General features: G+C 35.5%; 16 protein-coding genes. 5 read left to right on the forward strand and 11 right to left on the reverse strand.

Annotation, left to right across the window (positions count from 1 at the left end):
- Positions 1 to 58: 58 nt before the first annotated feature.
- From OL225_RS16880 to tssO, 10 genes are all read right to left on the reverse strand, one after another.
- Positions 59 to 2,557 (reverse strand): ATP-dependent Clp protease ATP-binding subunit, encoded by a 2,499-nt coding sequence (locus OL225_RS16880; protein WP_047373780.1) that lies wholly within the window; start codon positions 2,555 to 2,557, stop codon positions 59 to 61.
- A 266-nt stretch (positions 2,558 to 2,823) separates the two neighbouring features.
- Positions 2,824 to 3,495 (reverse strand): hypothetical protein, encoded by a 672-nt coding sequence (locus OL225_RS16885; RefSeq protein ID WP_264519010.1) that lies wholly within the window; start codon positions 3,493 to 3,495, stop codon positions 2,824 to 2,826.
- Positions 3,496 to 3,600: 105 nt separating this feature from the next.
- Positions 3,601 to 4,779 (reverse strand): hypothetical protein, encoded by a 1,179-nt coding sequence (locus tag OL225_RS16890; RefSeq protein ID WP_264519011.1) that lies wholly within the window; start codon positions 4,777 to 4,779, stop codon positions 3,601 to 3,603.
- Between the two features lie 70 nt (positions 4,780 to 4,849).
- Positions 4,850 to 6,697: a hypothetical protein gene (locus tag OL225_RS16895; protein WP_264519012.1), complete on the reverse strand. Its 1,848-nt coding sequence runs from the start codon at positions 6,695 to 6,697 to the stop codon at positions 4,850 to 4,852.
- 9 nt (positions 6,698 to 6,706) lie between these two features.
- A complete protein-coding gene (locus tag OL225_RS16900; RefSeq protein WP_264519013.1) occupies positions 6,707 to 8,635 on the reverse strand; it encodes a type VI secretion system Vgr family protein in 1,929 nt (642 codons plus the stop codon).
- A 166-nt stretch (positions 8,636 to 8,801) separates the two neighbouring features.
- Entirely contained in the window at positions 8,802 to 9,209 is a 408-nt protein-coding gene (gene tssD, locus OL225_RS16905) for a type VI secretion system tube protein TssD (protein WP_034697144.1), read from the reverse strand.
- A 408-nt stretch (positions 9,210 to 9,617) separates the two neighbouring features.
- Positions 9,618 to 12,023, reverse strand: coding sequence for a type VI secretion system protein TssR domain-containing protein (gene tssR, locus OL225_RS16910; protein WP_264519014.1), 2,406 nt, complete (start codon positions 12,021 to 12,023; stop codon positions 9,618 to 9,620).
- Positions 12,024 to 12,070: 47 nt separating this feature from the next.
- Complete coding sequence (locus tag OL225_RS16915) at positions 12,071 to 12,982, reverse strand: PKD domain-containing protein (protein WP_047373768.1); 912 nt, start codon at positions 12,980 to 12,982, stop codon at positions 12,071 to 12,073.
- Between the two features lie 48 nt (positions 12,983 to 13,030).
- The gene (locus tag OL225_RS16920; RefSeq protein ID WP_047373766.1) at positions 13,031 to 13,555 is read right to left on the reverse strand and encodes a type VI secretion system transmembrane protein TssO; all 525 of its coding nucleotides are present in this window, start codon (positions 13,553 to 13,555) and stop codon (positions 13,031 to 13,033) included.
- A gap of 11 nt (positions 13,556 to 13,566) precedes the next feature.
- Positions 13,567 to 14,103, reverse strand: coding sequence for a type VI secretion system TssO (gene tssO / locus OL225_RS16925; RefSeq protein ID WP_047373765.1), 537 nt, complete (start codon positions 14,101 to 14,103; stop codon positions 13,567 to 13,569).
- A gap of 179 nt (positions 14,104 to 14,282) precedes the next feature.
- On the opposite strand from tssO, the gene OL225_RS16930 reads away from it, so the two are divergent.
- From OL225_RS16930 to OL225_RS16950, 5 genes are all read left to right on the forward strand, one after another.
- Positions 14,283 to 14,954 carry a response regulator transcription factor gene (locus OL225_RS16930; protein ID WP_047373763.1) on the forward strand — a complete coding sequence of 224 codons (672 nt, stop codon included), beginning with the start codon at positions 14,283 to 14,285 and terminating at the stop codon, positions 14,952 to 14,954.
- 317 nt (positions 14,955 to 15,271) lie between these two features.
- Positions 15,272 to 15,562 carry an HU family DNA-binding protein gene (locus OL225_RS16935; RefSeq protein WP_002984212.1) on the forward strand — a complete coding sequence of 97 codons (291 nt, stop codon included), beginning with the start codon at positions 15,272 to 15,274 and terminating at the stop codon, positions 15,560 to 15,562.
- Between the two features lie 365 nt (positions 15,563 to 15,927).
- Positions 15,928 to 17,487, forward strand: a complete 1,560-nt coding sequence (locus tag OL225_RS16940) for a ribonuclease E/G (protein WP_047373759.1) — start codon at positions 15,928 to 15,930, stop codon at positions 17,485 to 17,487.
- Positions 17,488 to 17,701: 214 nt separating this feature from the next.
- A complete protein-coding gene (locus tag OL225_RS16945; RefSeq protein WP_047373756.1) occupies positions 17,702 to 18,169 on the forward strand; it encodes an OsmC family protein in 468 nt (155 codons plus the stop codon).
- 213 nt (positions 18,170 to 18,382) lie between these two features.
- On the forward strand, positions 18,383 to 19,033 hold the full coding sequence (locus OL225_RS16950) for a response regulator transcription factor (RefSeq protein ID WP_264519015.1): 651 nt from the start codon (positions 18,383 to 18,385) through the stop codon (positions 19,031 to 19,033).
- Positions 19,034 to 19,299: 266 nt separating this feature from the next.
- Here the strand turns inward: OL225_RS16950 and OL225_RS16955 are convergent, their stop codons facing one another.
- A complete protein-coding gene (locus OL225_RS16955; protein ID WP_264519016.1) occupies positions 19,300 to 20,811 on the reverse strand; it encodes a carboxypeptidase-like regulatory domain-containing protein in 1,512 nt (503 codons plus the stop codon).

The raw sequence follows: 20,811 nt of genomic DNA on the forward strand, positions 1-20,811 counted from the left end.
TTTATTTGTATTTATAAGCAAAAAGGCAAATTTATTTTTTTACCCTTTCGCTTCCTAATTAATCTACTTTCCAGCTGGTTTTTTCTTCCTCATTATTCCAATCTACATGAATAGTCTGGCCGGATTTTACTTCTTCTCTAACAATCATTTTAGAGATCGGTCTGGCAAGCTGTGCACGGATTACTCCTGAGATCTGTCTTGCTCCATACTTGCTGCTAAATCCTCCTAACGCTAGGTTTCTTACTGCATCATCACTGATTTTTAAGGTAATTCCCAATCTTGTCAGTGAGGTATGAAGTGATTTCAGCTGAATATTAAAGATTCTTTCTGCAATAGATTCCGTGATCGGGGCAAAAGGAATAATCTCTGTAATTCTTGCTAAAAACTCAGGTCTGAATCGTCCTGAATTTGACATAATCTGCATCAGGGAAGATGATTCCGGAACTTTTCCTTCTTCAAACTGTTTTACAATTTCTTCGCTTCCTATATTGGAGGTAAACAGGATTAATGCATTGCTGAAATCTCCTTCTTTCCCCAATTTATCATGAACTTTTCCTTCATCCATAATCTGAAGAAATACGTCAAAAACTGAATGATGGGCTTTCTCAATTTCATCAAATAAAACAACGGTATATGGCTGTTGTCTGATTTTATTGACAAGCATACCTCCTTCTTCATATCCTACATATCCCGGAGGCGCTCCGTAAAGGAGAGCGGCAGAATGTTCTTCCTTAAATTCTGACATATCAAAACGCACCATGGCCTTTTCATCATTGAAGAGTAGTTCTGCCATTGATTTTGCCAGCTCTGTTTTACCGGTTCCGGTAGGTCCCAGAAGGAAGAATGATCCGATAGGCTGTCCCGGTTTATTCAATCCACTTCGGTTTTCAACAATAGCATCAGAAAGGATTTTTAATGCGTGATCCTGTCCTACTACCCTGTTTAGCAGAAGGGATTCCATATTCAAAAGTTTTTCTTTTTCCTGAGCCTGGATCTTTCCGATTGGAATATTGGTTTTGGCTGCCATTACTGCTGCCAGCTCCAGTCTGTCTACTTTTTCTCTTTTCTTCGCTGCATGCTGTAGAAGTTCGGCATACGTATCTTCAATAATCTGCTGAATCTGATCTACCGGCATAGAATTGTCAATAGCAGGTTGTTCACTCAACGAACCCCAAAGGATTGGGCTTATTTTATCTCTTAACAAATTGTAAGTCCAGATCAGCTCGTCTGCTTTATCTTTACTGTCTGTATATTCTTCTGTTAAAATAGCATCATAGCTTTCTTTCCAGCTGTTGAGTTCTTTTTCTGACAGTTCATCCAGCATTTTGATGGCTGCCATTGTTCTGTCTAATAAATCAATAGCGGCATCGGGCAGTTTTTTACCTTTTGCATATCTTTTAGCCAGGCGTACACATTCCGGAATGGCTGTTTTTTCTACTTCAATGCCGTGGTGTTTTTTGTAACCATCAAGAAGTACGTCAATCATTTTCACACAGGTCTTTTCATCCGGTTCGTGCACTGTTAAAACTTCAAAGCGACGGTTGAAAGCCTGTTCCGGCTCTATAATTTTTCTGTATTCTTCCTGGGTTGTAGCTCCAATTACGGTAATTTCTCCTCTGGCAAGCTCAGGCTTCAAAAGGTTGGCAACGTTTCCAATGCTTCCTTTAGGATCTAAAAGGGTATGAATTTCGTCAATGAAAAGAATAGCTTTTTCAATTTTCTTGCATTCATTGATTACTTTTTTCAGACGGTCTTCAATTTCGCCTTTATAAGAAGTTCCGGCTAATAATGCTCCGGTATCCAACTCTAAAAGGGTGCCATTTTTAAGCATTTCAGGAACATTTCCTTTGATGATTTCTGTAGCAAATCCTTCTACCAATGCTGTTTTTCCGACTCCTGGTTCACCAATGATGATTACATTCGGTTTGCTTCTGCGGCAAAGAATTTCTACCAGCATTCTGAGTTCTTTGTCTCTACCAATGATATTTTCAATTTCTCCTTTTCTTGCCTGTGCTGTTCTGTCTACACAGTAGCTTTTAATGGAAGGAAAAGAAGAATCTGAATAGTCTGAACCGTTATTTGAAAATAGTGACGAAAAATCACCGTCTTCTGAAACGGTAAACGGTGTATCTTTTCTGTACAGATTGAAAATCTCATGTTCTCTCAACGGAAGTGATTTCAGCTGCTGAAGTGAAAATACAACTTGTGGTTTTACAATGGCTGTAAGTATACAGATGGGTGTGATCTCATCCAGTCCTAATTTTAAACGAATATCATCTGCTTCTTCTACAAGGGTATCCACAGCATCATCCTGGCCTACTTCATCCGGAAGATGGTTGGTTTTGGGGTATTCTTCAATGCGGACATCTGCCCATTCATAGAAATAACCGGGATCTTTATCTATACTTTTAAGGAATTCATTTAGTCCGATATCTTTATGCATCAAAGCCTGCAGAATATGCGGGCCTCCATAGGTTCCATTATAATTTTCCTTCGCTATCGACTGAGCAATGTGAAATAGCTGCTTTACGGTTTCGTTGGTTACTAGTACTCCCATTTATAATTTTCTTATATTAATAATTTGCGTTCTGTTGTATGTGTTTCAGATTTGATGGTATTGATCTGTATTTTTCTTCCCTTTCTCTCAGAGAATCAAAAGTCCTTCTTTTTTGTGTAGCTAAAATTAATTATTTTATTCTAAACGAGATAAAGATAGTTAATTCTTCAATTAGAGAAGTAAGAACGGTGTTTTTTTGTTTTTAAACATGATTCTGTTGGTAAAGTTTTGTGACAAATTACTAACCTAAACTTTCTTTTTTGTTTTTATATATTCAAAAAGTATAATAAAATCAAACTGATCCACTGAAGTCCTATGTAGATATAGAATAACATCGCCGAAGGTTCTGCCAGTTCATGCAATTTTTCAATCAGAGTAGTTTTTATAATTTCGGAAAAGTCTGCATTTTCGTCTCCCAGGTTCAATTCATCAAACTTTATTTTATTTAAAGCGTAAGATAAAATCCGTTTGAGTATTTTGTTTTCTGAACTATTTTTGAATTCATTCAGAAGTTTTACTTTGGCGATTGCAAAATCAGCACTTGTACGGATAACAGTTGGCTGTTTGGCTTTAAAAATCCCAATTACTTTATCTATAAACGGAATTACAATTGTTTTGGAATGATCCTGAAGCAGCTTGCTGATTACTACAGACATTGCATATTTTGAAGCAAAGACAATGGTTAAAAATGGAGCCATAATAATCAGCAGATAAAAAATACTTGCTGAAACAGGTTTAGCCTTAATTGTCGTTATCAAAAATGCAATAGCTCCTGTATGCCCTATTGATGGGCCTAAACGATCAGATAAAATATAAATTCCCAATACCAGGGTAATAATAGTCGAAATAAGCCCTATTGCATAAATTTTAAATATACTGAGGATGAATGCTGCGGATAGCTTGGAGAAATATTTCAGGTGATCCGTGATTTTGTTCATTGATAATTGAAGGTTATTTAGTTTTATGAGATGCTTTTATGAAAAGCTGTTTTTATATTGATTATTTAATAGTTAGAGTTGTTGAAGATATATATTTACAGAAATCTAATAATAAAACACTTGTACTTCTGATGTATTTTTTGTGGTATTATTAATTTCTTTCTGGGTTATTTTTCCATTATGATCCAGTGTAAACTTGATTCTTTCAGCGTTGGTAAGCTCTTTATTTACTTCTGTTTTGCCATTTTTAAAATGATTGGAAAAATTGTAAGTATTGATTTCTATAGTAATCGCTTCTGGTTCGTATTTATATTTTTTTTCAATTCCTGACAGCGGTGTTTCAGATTCTTCTTTAAATTTTTTCCAGCCTAATATTTTCTGTTGTTCAACAGTTATTGGAGTCCATTTTTTATCTACAAGAACTGAAGCATTTACAATCGTATATTCATACTTTTTCTCTTCGGTAATCTGATCTTTAACATACCTATAGGTTGTCTTCGTAAAGTGATTCGCCCATTTTTTAGTATCAGATTTATCTGAAGCTCCATAGTATTCAACAACACTCATGAGGACATTACCTGTCAGGTCATACTGAAATTCAATAATATGATTTTCATTTTCAGTATATTTCCTTACGATTTGCCCTTTATTATTATATTGATAGAGTAAGGTATAAGTTTCATCCTTTACTACTTTTCCATTAGGGGCTATTTCTTTTTCTTTTATGTTTTCTTTTAGAATATGATCGTTTTTATCATAAGTAAATTCTCTTTCTGACTGTATATCTTTGGTATCTTTCTTTTGAGAAATAAGTCTTCCGTTTTCATCATATGTATTCTCCAGCAGGATTTTGTCAACCATTTTATCTTCAGCTATTCTCAGTAACTGCCCATATTTATTGTAGTGATATAAATATTTGTTTTTAGCATCGGGGAGATTTTTTTCGATACTTTTAATGAGTCCAAGTTCATTAAATTCTATGAGTGTAAAAAAATCACCTCCTGCCGTTCCGCTTCTTCCAATAGGATATTTATAAAAGGTAGAATACTTTTTGGGAGAAAAATATTTGAGATGGTTAATCTCCAGCAGATCATCCGTATTTAGAAATTTTGAATTTTGTATATCAAAAATATGCGATTTAATATCAATCTTTGCATATATTTCATGCAGCTTGCCAGGTGTATAAAACAGTACAACATCTCCATTCTTTTCATAAGCAATCTCCTGGTTTGGGTACAGTTCTTTAGTATTAAACTTCTCAACCTCTTTATTATATTCCTGCATATTTTGACTATTTGAATGACAACTTATTACTATGCCAATAAAAACTAACATCTTTAGGATGATTGACTTCTTATTTTTCAGTTTCATTTTTTTTCGATTTATCTATTGCTTTCATATCATCTGCGTCCTTATGAATTCTATCCCATTGCCACTTCCAAAAAGTGATCAAAACATCTCCATAAATATAATCCATTACATTCTCTGTAGTTCCTTTTTTAAACATGTGTCCTGGTTTGAAAGCATCTTCAACAAAGCCAGCAAATTTATTTGATCCCATATCAGGAAAAGAATGAGCCAGACCTAACGAGTGAGCAACTTCATGAGGGATCGTTATCCAATCTTTTTTCGCCATGATGGCAGGCCCTACAATTACATTATCAGCACCTGCAAATATACTTTCAGATTTACCAAATAAATCATCTATATCAAAAGGAACAAAAAATACAATGGTATCTTCATAATCAGGATTATTTTTTCTATATATTTTTTCTAAATAGTTTTGAACATATCCTGCATCTCCTTTATCAGAAAATATTCCGTCTTCCATTAATTCCCAGGTAGCACCATTTTTTTTCAAATATAAGTCATCATCCATATCATCAAAATCTACCTCCATATACTCATCCTTATCGATTTTGAAATGACTTAATGTCTGAGCAAAGGTATCTTTGATTTTTTGTTCATAAGTCTTCAAAAATGAACTGCTGAATTTAGTTTCTAAAGTATTAAATTCATAGGTATTCAACTCCTGGTTTATTTTTAATCTCGCTTTATTCTGAATATCAATTTTAAGAATAGCTTCATTTTTTTCTGCAATTTTCTTCAACAATGTTTCTTCGCTACTACTGAACCAGCCTGTTTTACCACTTTGCACCTCTGCCAATTCGGCTTCAAGATCTGCTTTTTGTTTCTGTAGCTTCTGCTGTCTTTTAATAATATCTTTATCTTCAAAATAATCAGGTGTGGCAGTACCGTTTCTTTTTGACAGATATATTTTCTCATCATATCCATCCACTTTGATCCATCCATTAAAGTGAACTTTTACATAACGGACATTTAAATCATATTCGATGCTGTTGTTATACACATTAAGCACTCCCATCAATTCTCCTGCAGTTATATAAATAGTTGGCATTGAATTCACTGTTTTCCCTGCAGCCTTGTCTTCCTTCCATTGTTTTTCTTCGGCTTTTTCCTCCTCAGACTTTTTATGAAACGTAATGATTATACATGTATTTTCCGTTATATAATCTAAAAATGTTATTTTAATATTTTTACTAAACTTGTTTGGAGTACTTTCAGAAATTTCAAAACCAGAACTACCTTCATCAGTAAATTCTAATTCTATCCCTTCATTCCCGCTATCTATTTCGATTCTTCCTTCAACAGGTTCTTCAATATTGAAAAAAACTTCAAGTTCATAGCTCTTGTTATTATCAGATTCGTCCTTTGCAAAACCAGAAAACCAAGGAACATAATAAGGTTTTCCATTTATGTTTAAACCAGATTTTCCACTGTTAGAACCTGCATTAATATAACCAAACTCTCCTAAAGAGATGTATTTTAAATAAGGTGTATATTCTTTTTTAAGGCTATCAACACCATCCAATACCAGACTTTCGTAATTAAGCGGTTCAGTATAGGCTGTCTCGTAATTTTCTCCGGCATACCAATCAAACCCAAATTCCGGTTTATTAGCATAATTACTTTTTCTCCGAAAAATAGCCAGTCCTTTTATTGAATTTTTAACTTTTCTTTCATCTCCCGGAGGATTTGCGTAAGTAACCCCTGCCTGATCTCCTTTTTGTTTAACAAATCCCGAAGCAAAATTGCTTATAAAGTTTCCGGCATTATTTTCAATCTCTTGGGTTGATAATTCAGATATCTTTCCGCCTGCTATTTCTGTAATATTTCCCATAATATCAGATTAATAGTTAGCTCCTTTTTCTCCGCTATTATTTTTAACTTCTTTCTGGGCATTATGATGAATGGTACCTTCAGCAGAAATAACTTCTATATCTTTAGTTGCATTTCTTTTCACATTTGTTGATTCAGAAGAGATATCACCTTTTGCTACTTTCAAAATATTAGCTGCCATTAAAGAATAATCCAATACCGCATTCTGCATCATCATTCCTCCTGCGGTACTCATATGATTTACTCCGGCTCCTTCGGTAATATTTAGCCCGGCAGTAGAAGTAATATTCTCTGAAGCACTTATATTTATATTTTTTGCATTAATATTAATTGTTTCCGGTGCTGTAATGTTAATATTGCTTCCCGTTGTATCCAGATGAATCTCATTACCACTTTTATCTGTAATAATGATGCTTTCATCTTCTGTAAAAACGATTCTGTGGCCGCTTCTCGTCTGAATAGACTTTACCCGGTTCTCTGCACCTCCTCCAAGGCCAATTCCTCCGTGGAACATTCCTCCCATAACGAAAGGTCTGTCAGGATGGTTGTGTACGAAATTAACCATCACCTGATCTCCAACTTCAGGAATGGCTACATACCCACGGTTTTGAGTGATCTGATCCGTTCCTCCTGCATCAGGGCTCATTACACGGACAAAATGGGTGGTATCATTCATCTGCCAGTCAAATCTTACCTGAACTCTTCCCTGCCCTTCCGGATCGGTATTTGAAATTACGGTGGCGATCTGTGGCTGTGCTGCGGGAGTGGTAAATTCCGGTTTGGGTAAGAAACCAGTATCTGCCGCAATAGATTCAAAGGTTCCTGAATAATGTCCGATCGTATCAATTTCGTGAACGGCTTCTGTTACCATCACTTTGGTAAAATAGGATGTTTCATTGCTGTCCGGCTTTCTCATGTGGATATCCACAATACATCCCGGATGCAAAAACGGAACTGTTGTAGATCCGGAAACAGAAAATACATTTACTGCTTCACTTCCTGATGTGCTTCTTTGAGAGTGCTCCACATCCAGATGGGTTGTTGCTTTAATAGGTGCAACCTGAAGCGCCGGAGTTTTATATATTTTATCGTTATGACTGTATGCTGTACGGGCAAGGTCGCCCATATGACTTACAGGAGTTTCTCCGGAAGTCAGCTTTTCATTTTTACTGCTGTTGTAGCCATAATATTGAGGTTTCGTATGCACAGCTTTTAACTCTACTCTAATGTTATCTGCATTGCTTCCGTAAAGAAGTTTGATAGGTTTATTCTGTGGAGGAAGTTTTCCGAAGTGCACTACCTCGCCATCATAATAGAATTGTTCCCCATAAGCTTCTGCCATTCTTGCCAGATAATTGTAATGGGTTTCATTGTATTGGCTGCTGTAGATAATCTGGGAATAATCATTTGCGTCAATTCTTATATCAAATCGTTCTTTATCAATTCCCTGTTTGATTACTTCTTCAGCGATAATCCCTATATTAACGGGCTGCCCGCCGCCAAAACTCTGAATATGCGGAGCTCCATCAAGTAAAATCGTTGGACTGTATCCGGAAAGCACTATGTTTCCAAGACTCATTTTTTCCTGGCTGAATCCTACTTTGGTAATGATACCCACAAAGTTTCTTTCAGGGCTTTTCTCAATATCTTTGTAAGAAATAACGGCAGTAAGGCGTTTTCCTAAAAATTTATTAGCTTCTTCAAGGGTGTGGCTCTGCCTGTCTCCCAATGCGTCGTGGGCAAGGGTAAGGCTGAATTCATGGTGGTGGCTGGCTTTCTGTTTAAGAGTGAAGTGTTTGTAGTACTTAATAATTTTACCTTCCACAACCAGTGACAATTTAACCAGCCGGTTGATTCCTGCATGATGATTCTCGGATATTCCGTCTGCATTCTGTGACGGGCGGAAGGAAGATCCTTTTGTCTTTGATTCGGTTTTCATATGCTTTGTGTTTGATTAAAGATAACAATATTTTATATAACAGATAGTATATAAATATGTTAGAGTAAAATTTTCTGGTATAAGTTTTCTCATCCAGGCAAAAAAAGACCGCCTTATAAATAGGGACAGTCTTTTTTCTTATGAATGTTGATAATGTGTGTAAATTTTAGCTGGATGGCCATAGACCAGCGTATTGAGAAGTACCGTAATCAATTGTTTCGGCACTTATTACGAAGCTGATCAGCATGCTGTTACTGTCAATAGCGTCAAAATCTACCTGATGCTGGATTACATATCCGTTCTGCCAGTTTAAAGTGATTAATGTTCCTTCTTCGTGAGATTTGTTGAATGTAATCTCTCCTACAGTCGGTTTGTATTTACCGTTTAACAGGCTTTCAAGGATATCTGATTTCTCAGTAGCTTCTACTGTAACCTTTATTAATGCGTTAGAAGGATCTGATGCTACACGTCCTGACACGTCTGTAGATCTTGACACACTGTAATTCATTTTTAACAGCTTCTGTCCTTCACCGTTGTTGAATTTTAAGATTCCTCTTGAATTTCTTTCGGCCATGATTAGTAAATTTTAATCGTTAGTAATATTTTGTGATTCGGTGATTGTTTAGCAAATATAGAGGCTCTATTTCGCTAAAAAAAACTTTTCAATATAAATCTGAAAAATTGTAGTAGTTCTACGATTTCTTGTCGTAATTCTACGACAATAGATTTAAACACCACATCACAACACCCACCAACACAGTATTTTAAATTAAATCCCATTTTTAAGATAAAAAACAGTTTTACACTATTAAGAGAGATAATTGAGAAATTATAGGTAAATTGTGAATGGTCAATTCGCTTTTCTGTGAATTTTGGGTTCAAGGTTCAAGGTTGATGTACTTCAACTTTTCATTTCCGGTTTTTGGACACAAAAAAGCAGAAGTATGTACTCCTGCTTTTGATATTATAAAAAATGAATTTCTTAATGCTTTGTGTATTCCGGTTGTTCCGTCGGAATTCTTGAAGGTGTAAAGTATTCATTAAGCCAGTAGAAAGTCTGCCCGTTCTGCTGAATCTTTACAGCTGGATTATTTCTGTTGGCAAGCATTCTGTCTGCTAAATTTTTGTAGTGATAGAAATAATTTTTCACGGTTTCACTAGGAACAACCTTTGATTTTTTCCAACCTTTCAGTTTGTACTTAGCCATCAGTTCTTCTTCAGAAAGATCAAATCCTGTACTCATTCCAATAGCATAAGCCATTGGCTGCTCATAAAGATCTCCTTTATCAAGGAATTTTATAGTCGGGTTATATTTCTTCAGCAGCTTCACATACTCTTTTATTGCTCTTGACTGATTAAAGTCCGGACGGTCTGCCTGAGTATTCCTGTATACTTCGGTATAGAAAGCTTTTAGGTTGTCATATTCCGCTTCAGAAATAAGGATTCCTTTTTCTATTCCCGGAGTATAATCTTTTAGATCTTTCGGGATGTATCCTTTTACAAGGAATGGGCTTCCGTAGTTGATCAGCTGTGCTGCAATTCCTGCAGATACCGGATTGGTAAGACCCGGATACAGATATTTATATTTTACATCAACATCTGTTTTTCCTGCTCCCACTGATGAATGGAAATATTCATTAAGCGATTTATCAATATTCTGGTTGTCTAAAGTAACCTGCGAAATAAGGCTGTCAACAGATTTTTTCAGGAATCCTGGAGTTGTAATATCCCCTTTTTTAGGGAAGATAACGAATCCCTGAGACATACTCTGTTTAGGATATGCCAATGAGAAGAATCCTGCATCACCTTCTACCAGGCTGAAGTTATTCTTGGTAAGAACATCATACTGGTCGATGATTTTTTGTTTTTTAAGTTCAGCAATATTTTTGGCTGTATTGGTAACAACATTTTCTGCCATCAATACGAAATCGTTATAGGTATCAGATGATCTTGCACTCGTCTGGAACATAATCAGTCTTGCCTGAGCCTGGGTAAGTGAGCTGATCACACTGTACATATTTCCGCTTTGGTTGGCAGAAGTTCCTACAGTGACTACAATATTGGTTTCATCAGGTACGTTTGAAAGAAGGTTCCCAGCTGCAGTAAGAGCTTCTCCTACCGGCTGATACCCGCTAGTGCTTGCGCAGTTCATTTCATTCGTTTTCTGATCAATAAATGTTGTCATTTTGCTGTAGTCTGCACTTAGGTTCGATACAGCAATATTTTCCCCGCAAGGATTATTTTTATATAAAACCACTCCATATTTAACATTGTTAAAATAAGATGGTTTTTCGAATCTAAGCTGAAGATCCTGCAGTAATGATTTTACAATGGGTGCATAAGGTGCATTTCCTGCACTTACATCCAATGCAAAAACAATATTAATATTTTTGTCTCTTTCTGTGATCTCCCTGTAACGGTCAAAATAAATAGGCTCACCCAATACGTTCGATACAAAGTTCTTGCTGTAATCTAAAATATTGGTAAAATATTTTGTTTTTGAATCCGGAGTTGGAGCCTGTTCCAATGGAAGGTTTACAGGAAATATATTCTCAAGCTGTGTTCTTTTGTTAACATCTGTAAGAAGAATGGCTTTTTTATTTTCGGCATCTGATCCCGATCCTCCCGGATATCCTTCATAGATTCCTAACGTAGAATCGTTGATCCCTGTGGTATTTTTCAATTTAATAGCAGAACGCTCTCCCCAACTGGAAATCACGTTAGAACTTACCCATCCGTAAAGTCCTTTGCCGATGCTGTCTATATCAATGGAAGGTTTTTTACCTACTAAAAATCGTTTATTGTTTTCAGCCTGCTTGTAGACATATACAATTTGTCCGTTTGGAATCTTTACATTGGCTGTTTCAATAAGACTTGGTGAATTAAACACCATAATAGAGTCATTCTTATAGTATCTTTCAGCGCTTTTGATAACTTCGCTGTTACTTGGTACTACAGCTACTCTTACAGGATACCCTGTTTTTTCACTTTTTAAAGCGTTGTTCCAAAGAAGAAGGTCAGATTCCGGAATCCATCCATATGTTTTGATGGATTTTGACGAAACTTTTTTCATTAAAGCATCCGGAACATATTCCGCTACTTTTACCATTCCGTCTCTATGTTTTAAAACCATTAAAGGTTCAAGGAATTTTACTTCTTTGTAAGATTTCTCATCATCTTTATCCAGATAAGCCGTATTTCTCGATCTGTCTGAAATAACGATCCATGGGGCTGATTTTTTAGGATAACCGTTAACGACAGGGGAAGCATCCACCTGCCCATACTGTGATGGCTCCGGGGTTTTCTTTGACGGCAGTTTTACCTGGCAACTCGTCAATAATACTGATAACCCTATATAATATGCTGCTAGAGGAAATTTATTTTTCATCCTATTTTATCTTTAATGATTGGCGCATCCGTAAAAGCCGGATGATATTATTTGCTTTGGTTGATTTCTACTTTAGTTACACACTCCTGTTTATCATCCAGATTCACTTTTACAGTCTGAATTACCGTGTTTTTGTCAAACTGAAGACCGGCACAATACATGTAGAAATTGTTTACCTTGCTGTCATTTACCTTTACTACTGTATTTTCATTATTACACAGATAAGTTTTCAACAGGTAATTGTAGTGCATATTGAAACTGTTTCCATTGGCGATCTGCTGCAGGTGATATTTGAAATCACTATCTACTCTAGCATAAGAATCTTCTACTGACACTTCCTCTTCTGCAAGAGCATCATAAGCCGGAAGGATCTTGATATGGTGATAGATAGGTTCCTGGCTTTCTTCAGTGTATAGCGTTACCACATAATCTCCGGGCTTTTTATAAGAATAGATCGTAAATTTATCTTTAGAATCTGTATTTCCTGTTTCTCCGAATTTCCATGCAAACACTTTTGCATCAGAAATGGCACGGAAAGATACACTTTCATTTTGCATAGCCTGAGCTACAGCCTCAATAGTAGTTGCACTTTTTGCAGTATCTCTTGCTTTCTGAATGCTTCTTGCGCTTACCATTACAGGGAAAGATTTCGTATACTTATTGTCAACGATCAAACTTACCTGATAATACCCCGGTTTATTATAGAAGTGAATCCCACTGTTTTTATCTGAAGTTGTACCGTCTCCGAAATTCCATCTTTTGGTTTTCGCAAACTGGGTTTTGTCTTCAAATAAAAGTGTGTCACCTACCGCCAGTGAAGACGGATAAACTACCCCAACAATATCATCGGCAGAATGGATAACTTTTTTCTGCAGCCATAGAGCAACCAATGCTGCGATGAGCAAAGTTGCAACAACACCGATAATAATGTTTTTCTTGTTCTTTTGAAAATAATTCATAGTTAATAATTGTGATGTGTTTTATGTAAAGTTCCTAGTATTTAGTATTTATTGTACTCTCGCCTTCAGATCCTGCTCACGCTGATAAAGCTTATTTTGTTTATCCTTGAATCCGATTCTGCATTCATCCACCTGCTTCTGAAAAATTTTAATGTCTTCTGAAGTAGTTGAAATAACTTTTTTGTCATCATAATACATTTTATAGAATTTTGCAATCTGAGGATAGGCATCTTTTCTGATATCAATAACATCGGTACTGCTAAAATAGCTGTTGATATCATTAACCCCTAACTGAATATTATTTTCTATAAAAGGCTGTGGACTGTCATCGGTAAGCTTTGTGATCATCGTATAAGTACTGTCCATGATAGGAATAACAATTTTTTGATGATGCTCAAATTCAGCTTTCTGTTCAAGATTCTGAATCCCTCTTACATCTTCATCAGAAAATGGAGATACAAAACCTTTTAAAAAGATTACTCCCAAAAATAACATGGCAGTCACAAGCATCAGTATTAAATAAAAAAACTGATAATGCCTTTCTTTCTTTGATAATGTGATTTGTCCTTGCATATCTTTATTTTTTATCTTCTTCTTTTACTTCCTGTAAAATTTCTTGTAGGGTCTTTTCTAAGCTCATTATTGGTTACTTTTATTTTACCCATACATTCATCCAGATCCCTTAAAACGGTTTTTTTCTTATACTCTACCTCAATAATCTTAGCCTTTAAGGTCATCATAGGCACTATCTGCTTCATCAGTATGGCATAATGTTTAAAGTTCTGCACACTGTCTTTACCCATAATATTTTTGGCATCTCTCACGTTATCCATAATGCTGGTTCTGAGGAATAACTCGTTCTCCACCTTATTAATACTAAGCTGGTTCATTTTGTCATAAATATCATCAATGTGATCTTTCAGAACGTCACTTCTAAGCATCAGTTCTTTATAGGCTTCAGCTTCCCGGCTGATCCCCTCACGTTGTATATCATAACTCTTAAAGAAGAGAAATAAGCACGTAAAAGTGACAACCGACAAAACAACAAAAGACAGAATAAACTTCCAAATGCCTATTCTGACGTCAGATTTGTTTAATTTTTTTTCCCTGTTAGAAGACATAATTTGCGATTTGTTTGGCCTGTGAAAATATAAAAAAAAAAATTCATGCACAATACGTAGTTTCCCCAGACCTGTTTCGTGAAAACCCTGATTAAATTAATATTAATTTCCACTTTGATAAGTTTTTCATAAATTAGACCTCTAAATTTTAAATATCATTCGCCAAATCGATATTAAGAATGAGTAAAATATTATCTAATACCGTACGTTTTTCTATTGCTGACAGTGATTTTTATTTTAAAAAAATAATGATCAAAACCCTCATGGAGAATCCTTTCTATATGCTTCTGAATGACTGTAACAATGGACACGAGCTGGTAAACAGAATTTACAGGAGACAGGAGGATGTGTTCATTATTGAGTTATTTATGCCAGTATTAAGTGGAATTGAAGCCATCAAATACATCCGGAAAAACAACACAGAAACTCCTATTATTACCTATTCCGGCACTTATCAGGAAGATATGGCTGAAATTCTTTCAAAAATTCCTAATATCTATTACTGCCAGAAAAAAAGCACCATTATAAAGGATATTATTAAAGGAAGTATTGCTTCCGAAGACTTTGATTACCAAACGTATTCTAAAGAATGGGAGCAGCAGCCTCTTGCGGTGCAGGAATATATGGACAGACAGAAAAAGGGTCAGGAAGAGCTTTCTCCGGCTGAAATCCAGCTGATGAGATTCTGCTATGAGGGATTCAGTAATAAAGAAATTGCAGAAAAACTTAACCTGAGCACAAGAACTATTGACACTTATATCAACCGGCTTACAGAAAAGCTGGGACTGAAAACCAAGCTTCACCTTATACGCTTCTGCGTAGAAAACGGATATTACAATTCCAGTTTATAAAAATTCTGATTTAAGATTTAAAATTTAAAATTTCGGATAACTGATAGAGACTGAGCAGGGGGATAAATACTTAATATAAAGTAAGAAAACCCTGCAGAACCTATTGCTACCGGCGTTTATTAAATTTTGTTCATTATTTTTTTTGTACCTTTATGCCGCTAGATTATTTTATTGTTAAATTATTATAATCCTGCCTTAATATAGCATATACATTAAAAGCTCAACGATTTGAATAAAAATATTTTGCCACTAATTTGCTAGTATTCAATTTTTTTAACTAAATTTGCACACCTAAAATTTAAAATTAAAATAAGGAAATGACAAAGGCAGAATTGGTAAACACCATCTCAAATAAGTTGGGAACAGAAAAGAATGAAACACAGAAAGTTGTAGAAGCTTTTATGCAGGAGATCAGAACTTCTATGTATAATGGGGATAACGTTTATCTAAGAGGTTTTGGATCTTTTATCATTAAAACAAGAGCTGCTAAAACAGGAAGAAATATTTCTAAAAACACTGCAATTGAGATTCCTGCTCATAACATTCCTGCTTTCAAACCTTCAAAATCTTTTGTTGAGAAAGTAAAAACTAAAGTTGCAGTAAAATAAGAACATTAACTGAATATTAACTAGTTACTAAAAAATTAAAATTATGCCAAGCGGAAAGAAAAGAAAAAGACACAAGGTTGCTACTCACAAAAGAAAGAAAAGAAGAAGAGCAAACAGACATAAGAAAAAATAATCTCTTCTTCTCGAGATTTACAATATAATAATATAGTTGGTGGATTTAAATTCTTAAAGTTCACTAACTATATTTTTGTTTGCAACTATAAGATTCCGCGGAAAGCAGATGGTTTCAAATATTATTTTAATAAACATATAATGGTTTTCATTCAAAATCCTTATATTTAATAGATTAATTAATCGAGAAAAACATCCAATTCCTATAATCTTAACAATTTTATCTTAAAAAAATGAAGAAAGAACTAATAGTTTCGCATGAAGATGATCTTACAAAGATTGCATTACTGGAAGACGGAAGACTATGTGAACTTCATGAGCAAGAGGACAAAAGCGATTTTATAGTTGGAGATCTGTTTATAGGAAAAGTAAAAAAACTCGCACCCAATCTGAATGCAGCATTCGTCAATATCGGATATGACAAAGATGCATTTCTGCACTACCAGGATTTGGGACCTCAGTATCTTACATACAGAAAGTTTTTAAAAGATACTATTTCTAAAAAACAAAGCACTTCAAGCTTAAAGAATTTCGAGATACAACCCGAAATAGACAAAAATGGAACGGTAGATAAAGTGATCGCCAAGGATGATATCGTTCTTCTGCAAATCACTAAGGAGCCAATTTCTACAAAAGGCCCAAGAATCTCTACCCAAATCTCTCTGACAGGACGTTTTCTGGTTCTGATCCCTTTCGACAATAAAGTTTCTATTTCTAAAAAGATCCGAAGCTTTGAAGAAAAGGAAAGACTGAGAACCCTTATCGACAGTATTAAACCTGAAGGTTTCGGAGTTATCATCAGAACGGTAGCCGAAGGAAAAAAAGTAGCGGATCTTCATAATGACATGAACCAGCTGGTTCAGAAATGGGAAAGCACTTTTAAAAACATCCAGAGAAATAAAGTTCCGTCCAAAGTTTTAAGCGAAGAAGACAAAGCTTCAGCTATTTTAAGAGACAATTTTAATCAGGATTTCGTCAATATCATCTGCGATGATGAGCAAATGGTAAATGAAATGACTAATTACGTGGAAGTAATTGCCCCTGAAAAGAAAAATATTGTCCAGTTTTATGATTCCCATATTCCTCTTCTGGAATATTACAACGTTGAAAAACAGCTTAAACAGAGCTTCGGAAAACACGTAAATATTCCGAGTTCCAAAGGCGCCTATCTTGTTATTGAACACACAGAAGCACTTCACGTCGTTGACGTTAACTCCGGTAACAATATTACCACCGGAACCGCTGTCAATAAAGAACATGCACTAAAAGTGAACAAAATGGCTGCTACTGAGATCGCAAGACAACTTCGCCTCCGCGATATGGGAGGTATCATCGTAATCGATTTCATAGACATGCCGAATTCTGATCACAGAAGAGATCTCTACGAGCATCTGAAAGAGGAAATGAAGCGCGACAAAGCCCGCCACAAAATCCTTCCTCCAAGTAAATTTGGTCTGATCCAGATCACCAGACAAAGAAATCGTCCGGAAAAGCAGATCGACACCAAAGAAGAAAACCCGAACAAAGACGGAGAAATTGTAGCTCCAATTGTGATCGTGGAAAGAATGGGTGAAACCTTAAGAAACATCTTGCAGAAAGAAAAAGGAAAAATCTACCTGCACGTGCATCCGTTTGTGGAAGCCTACCTTACAAAAGGTATCAAAAGTATCCAGATGAAATGGTTTATCAAATACAAAAAATGGGTAACCATCGTTCCAAGGGATTCTTTTAAATACCTGGAATACAAAATCTACAATGCTAAAAAAGAAGAATTAATAGAATTCTCTAATTAAAAAATTTAAAACCTTCAGTTGTACTGAAGGTTTTTTTATTTTGCATTGATAAGCATAGAATATGATGTATAATTTAAGTTTTGGCTAAAGCCCGTGAATTTTGCATTTTTTAAAGGCGGGCTAAAGCCCACCCCTATTGAATTTTAACAACAATATCATTCATCATTCATCATTCATCATTCATCATTCATCATTAATTATTTATCTTTAAAACATGAAAAATCACCATTACAAAATCACCACCCAATGGACAGGAAACCAGGGAACCGGAACCAGTGGATATAGAGACTATGAAAGAAGCCATACTATTTCAGCAGAAAACAAAGCTGTTATTGAGGGTTCATCCGATCCGGCATTCCGAGGTGATAAAACAAAGCATAATCCGGAAGAGATGTTTTTATCCTCACTTTCTTCCTGTCATATGCTGTGGTATCTTCATTTTTGTTCCGAAGCTGGTATTATAGTGACAGATTACACCGATGAAGCAACAGGTATAATGGCAGAAACAGCCAGCGGAAGCGGACATTTCACAGAAGTAACTTTACATCCTGCAGTAACCGTTGCAGAAGAATCTATGAAGGAAAAAGCAGAGGAACTTCATCATAAAGCCAACGAATATTGCTTCATTGCCAACTCAGTTAATTTTCCGGTAAAGCATATCCCTACCACGTTAGTTATATGATACCACATTTGAAAACGAACTTCAAAAACAATGATGAATAAAACGTTTTAACAGTAATAACTCCAAAAAACTCCACAAAAAGAGAATTATTTGCTAAATAATTAATAAAAACAACGTTTTACTACTAACAAAAACAGCATAAATTAAAATTATTTAGCAATTTTGTTTAAAATATGAAGTTTTTTTCATATTTTTACATAAACAAAACAAACCATGATGAAACCAAGATTGACCATTTTTGATGAGCCCATGCTTTATACCGAGGGATTATCAAGACTGCTTACACAAAGCAAAATTTTTAGTACCATTGACATTTGTAACTCTTTAGAAACCCTCTCCAAACACTTAAAAGAAGAACCATCGGAAATGCTTGTTATGAGCTCAAACATGCTCATGCTTACGGAAATCTGCAAATTGGTAGAAAGCATTGTTTCTGAACATAAAAACACCAAAATCATTGTCATTGGAAGCTCTTATGACGTGATAGATATGCGGAAGCTCTTCAACAAAGGCATCAAAGGTTATTTGGACAAAAACTGCACCTATGACGAGTTCCTGAAATCCATTAATGTTTTGCTCCTTAATGAAATCTATATCAGCGATCATGCTAAGGAAAAAATGATGAATTTCATCAGCAGTGAACAAGAAAAACAAAATCCCCACATTAAAGAACCTCTCACCCGCCGAGAAATGGAAATCCTAAAACTGATCTGTGACGGGTGCAGCAGCAAAGATATCTCTGAAAAACTTTTTATCAGTATCAATACGGTAGAAACACACCGAAAAAGAATTCTTTTGAAACTCAATGCGAAAAACTCAGTCGGAATTGTAAAATATGCTATTGAGAATCATATTATCGACTGAAGTTCTCCCATGAAAAACTCAAAAATTCCAGACTTTACAGCCTGGAATTTTTTTATGCCTGAATTCACTCTTATGATGTGTATCAGGCGCAACTATTAATAATCCTTATTCATTCTAAGGTTAGAAGTGAGGCATAGAGATCAGAAATTGAACTATGAAAAAGCTTATATAACTTTGACCTTATTGTTTATCTGTAAACAACTCAAATCTCTAATCTCCGGCTCACAACTTGGAACTTTAAAACCCCGAACTTTAAACTTTGAATTTTATTCATAATCCGGCATCTCAGCATTGCTGAAAAGTGCAGTTCGGGTAAGATCTGTCAGACTACTGTTAAGATCAATTACCATTACATTTCTTTGCGAAATATTATCATTGGAAGTGTTCATAAAAATGATCTGTGCATTATTAGGTGAGAACCTTGGGTCAAGATCATTGGTTCCCATCACTTTTTCGCTTTCGGCAGAAATATCACTTACAACATCTGTGACCAGATTGTAGATAAAAATATGAGAATCCAGCTGTCGGTAATTTCCACTACCATCCAGGTACCCTGAAACATCCCGGGTAAAGAGAAGAAGCTGTCCGTCTACGGAGAAATTCAATCCACCGCTGGCTCCCGGAGAACCGGATAACACGGTTTTAAGGACAGTTCCCGTCATGTCTATAACATAAACTTTAGTGTTATAACCATTATAATCGTTGGTTTTCAAAGCTATTTTACTACCATCATAGCTCCAGTCACATTCGGATATCATACTTCCGTCAGGAGTGGTATATACCAGACTCAGCCCGCTGCCATCTTTATTAATTCTGTATAATTTATTGAAATTAGAATAAATGAGCTCCTTACCGTTTGTACTCCATGCAAAATCCATTTCATAATTATTAAAACCTGCTACAGCCACAGTGGTTACTTTAAAAGGATTGGAGCCGTCAGGATTGGCAGTATAAATATGAGTACTTCCACCTTCTGTACGAAGGAAAGCAATGAGACCTGCATTATTGTTCTTGCGTGGCCGCCAGCTGTTGTAGGAGGAATTGGTAAACTGGAAATTATTTCCCTGATCATCACTGGAGATGATAACAAAGTTCCCATTCTGTTTTTGTGTATAATGGTACCTGTTGGCCGGCACTGTATTGGTGGTAAATTTACTGATAGAGCTTAAAACTGGCTGGTGAATGCCGTCCGAAACAGACACCTGCCAGAAGTAACTTACACCAAACTTCAGATTTGAAAGCGTATAATGATTAGCTGTCAAATCATTAACCTGAATCACATTAGTGTCAAGATTATTTTTAATTGCCAAACTGTATTTTAAAACATCCGCTGTATCCGGATCTGTTGCGCTCCAGGTTAATTCGACGCTCAAAGGTTGATTTACTGCGTTATCTATCGGACTTAGCAACTGTGGTGTAGCAGGAGGAGAATTCAATGATGTGTCATCATCCATTTCAAAAACTGCTGTTACCACTTGATTTTGATTCTGTATATTGACAGACTGAAAGCTGGTAATATATCCTGAAAGTTCTGCTTTTACAGAATAATTTCCTACCGGCATGGCTGCGATTTCAAAAGAACCGTCTGTACCACTGAAAACCGTTTGTGTTGTAGGATTGGTAAAGATTTTCACATTAGAAAGCGGCACATTACTGCCTCTTTTTACAACTTTTCCTTTTAACATTCCTGTTTGAGCCTGTTCTACAAGGTCTTCATTGCATGAAAACAGACAAAAAGCAAAGATGAATATGCTGAGTATTTTAATTAAAGTTTTCAT

Source organism: Chryseobacterium viscerum, from assembly GCF_025949665.1.
In the GTDB taxonomy this organism is placed as follows: Bacteria; Bacteroidota; Bacteroidia; order Flavobacteriales; family Weeksellaceae; genus Chryseobacterium; species Chryseobacterium viscerum_A.

Bases quoted from the DNA above. Each gene is read 5' to 3' on its own strand.
- OL225_RS16880 (WP_047373780.1), bottom strand. From the start codon at position 2,557: ATGGGAGTACTAGTAACCAACGAAACCGTAAAGCAGCTATTTCACATT.
- OL225_RS16885 (WP_264519010.1), bottom strand. From the start codon at position 3,495: ATGAACAAAATCACGGATCACCTGAAATATTTCTCCAAGCTATCCGCA.
- OL225_RS16890 (WP_264519011.1), bottom strand. From the start codon at position 4,779: ATGCAGGAATATAATAAAGAGGTTGAGAAGTTTAATACTAAAGAACTG.
- OL225_RS16895 (WP_264519012.1), bottom strand. From the start codon at position 6,697: ATGGGAAATATTACAGAAATAGCAGGCGGAAAGATATCTGAATTATCA.
- OL225_RS16900 (WP_264519013.1), bottom strand. From the start codon at position 8,635: ATGAAAACCGAATCAAAGACAAAAGGATCTTCCTTCCGCCCGTCACAG.
- tssD (WP_034697144.1), bottom strand. From the start codon at position 9,209: ATGGCCGAAAGAAATTCAAGAGGAATCTTAAAATTCAACAACGGTGAA.
- tssR (WP_264519014.1), bottom strand. From the start codon at position 12,023: ATGAAAAATAAATTTCCTCTAGCAGCATATTATATAGGGTTATCAGTA.
- OL225_RS16915 (WP_047373768.1), bottom strand. From the start codon at position 12,982: ATGAATTATTTTCAAAAGAACAAGAAAAACATTATTATCGGTGTTGTT.
- OL225_RS16920 (WP_047373766.1), bottom strand. From the start codon at position 13,555: ATGCAAGGACAAATCACATTATCAAAGAAAGAAAGGCATTATCAGTTT.
- tssO (WP_047373765.1), bottom strand. From the start codon at position 14,103: ATGTCTTCTAACAGGGAAAAAAAATTAAACAAATCTGACGTCAGAATA.
- OL225_RS16930 (WP_047373763.1), top strand. From the start codon at position 14,283: ATGAGTAAAATATTATCTAATACCGTACGTTTTTCTATTGCTGACAGT.
- OL225_RS16935 (WP_002984212.1), top strand. From the start codon at position 15,272: ATGACAAAGGCAGAATTGGTAAACACCATCTCAAATAAGTTGGGAACA.
- OL225_RS16940 (WP_047373759.1), top strand. From the start codon at position 15,928: ATGAAGAAAGAACTAATAGTTTCGCATGAAGATGATCTTACAAAGATT.
- OL225_RS16945 (WP_047373756.1), top strand. From the start codon at position 17,702: ATGAAAAATCACCATTACAAAATCACCACCCAATGGACAGGAAACCAG.
- OL225_RS16950 (WP_264519015.1), top strand. From the start codon at position 18,383: ATGATGAAACCAAGATTGACCATTTTTGATGAGCCCATGCTTTATACC.
- OL225_RS16955 (WP_264519016.1), bottom strand. From the start codon at position 20,811: ATGAAAACTTTAATTAAAATACTCAGCATATTCATCTTTGCTTTTTGT.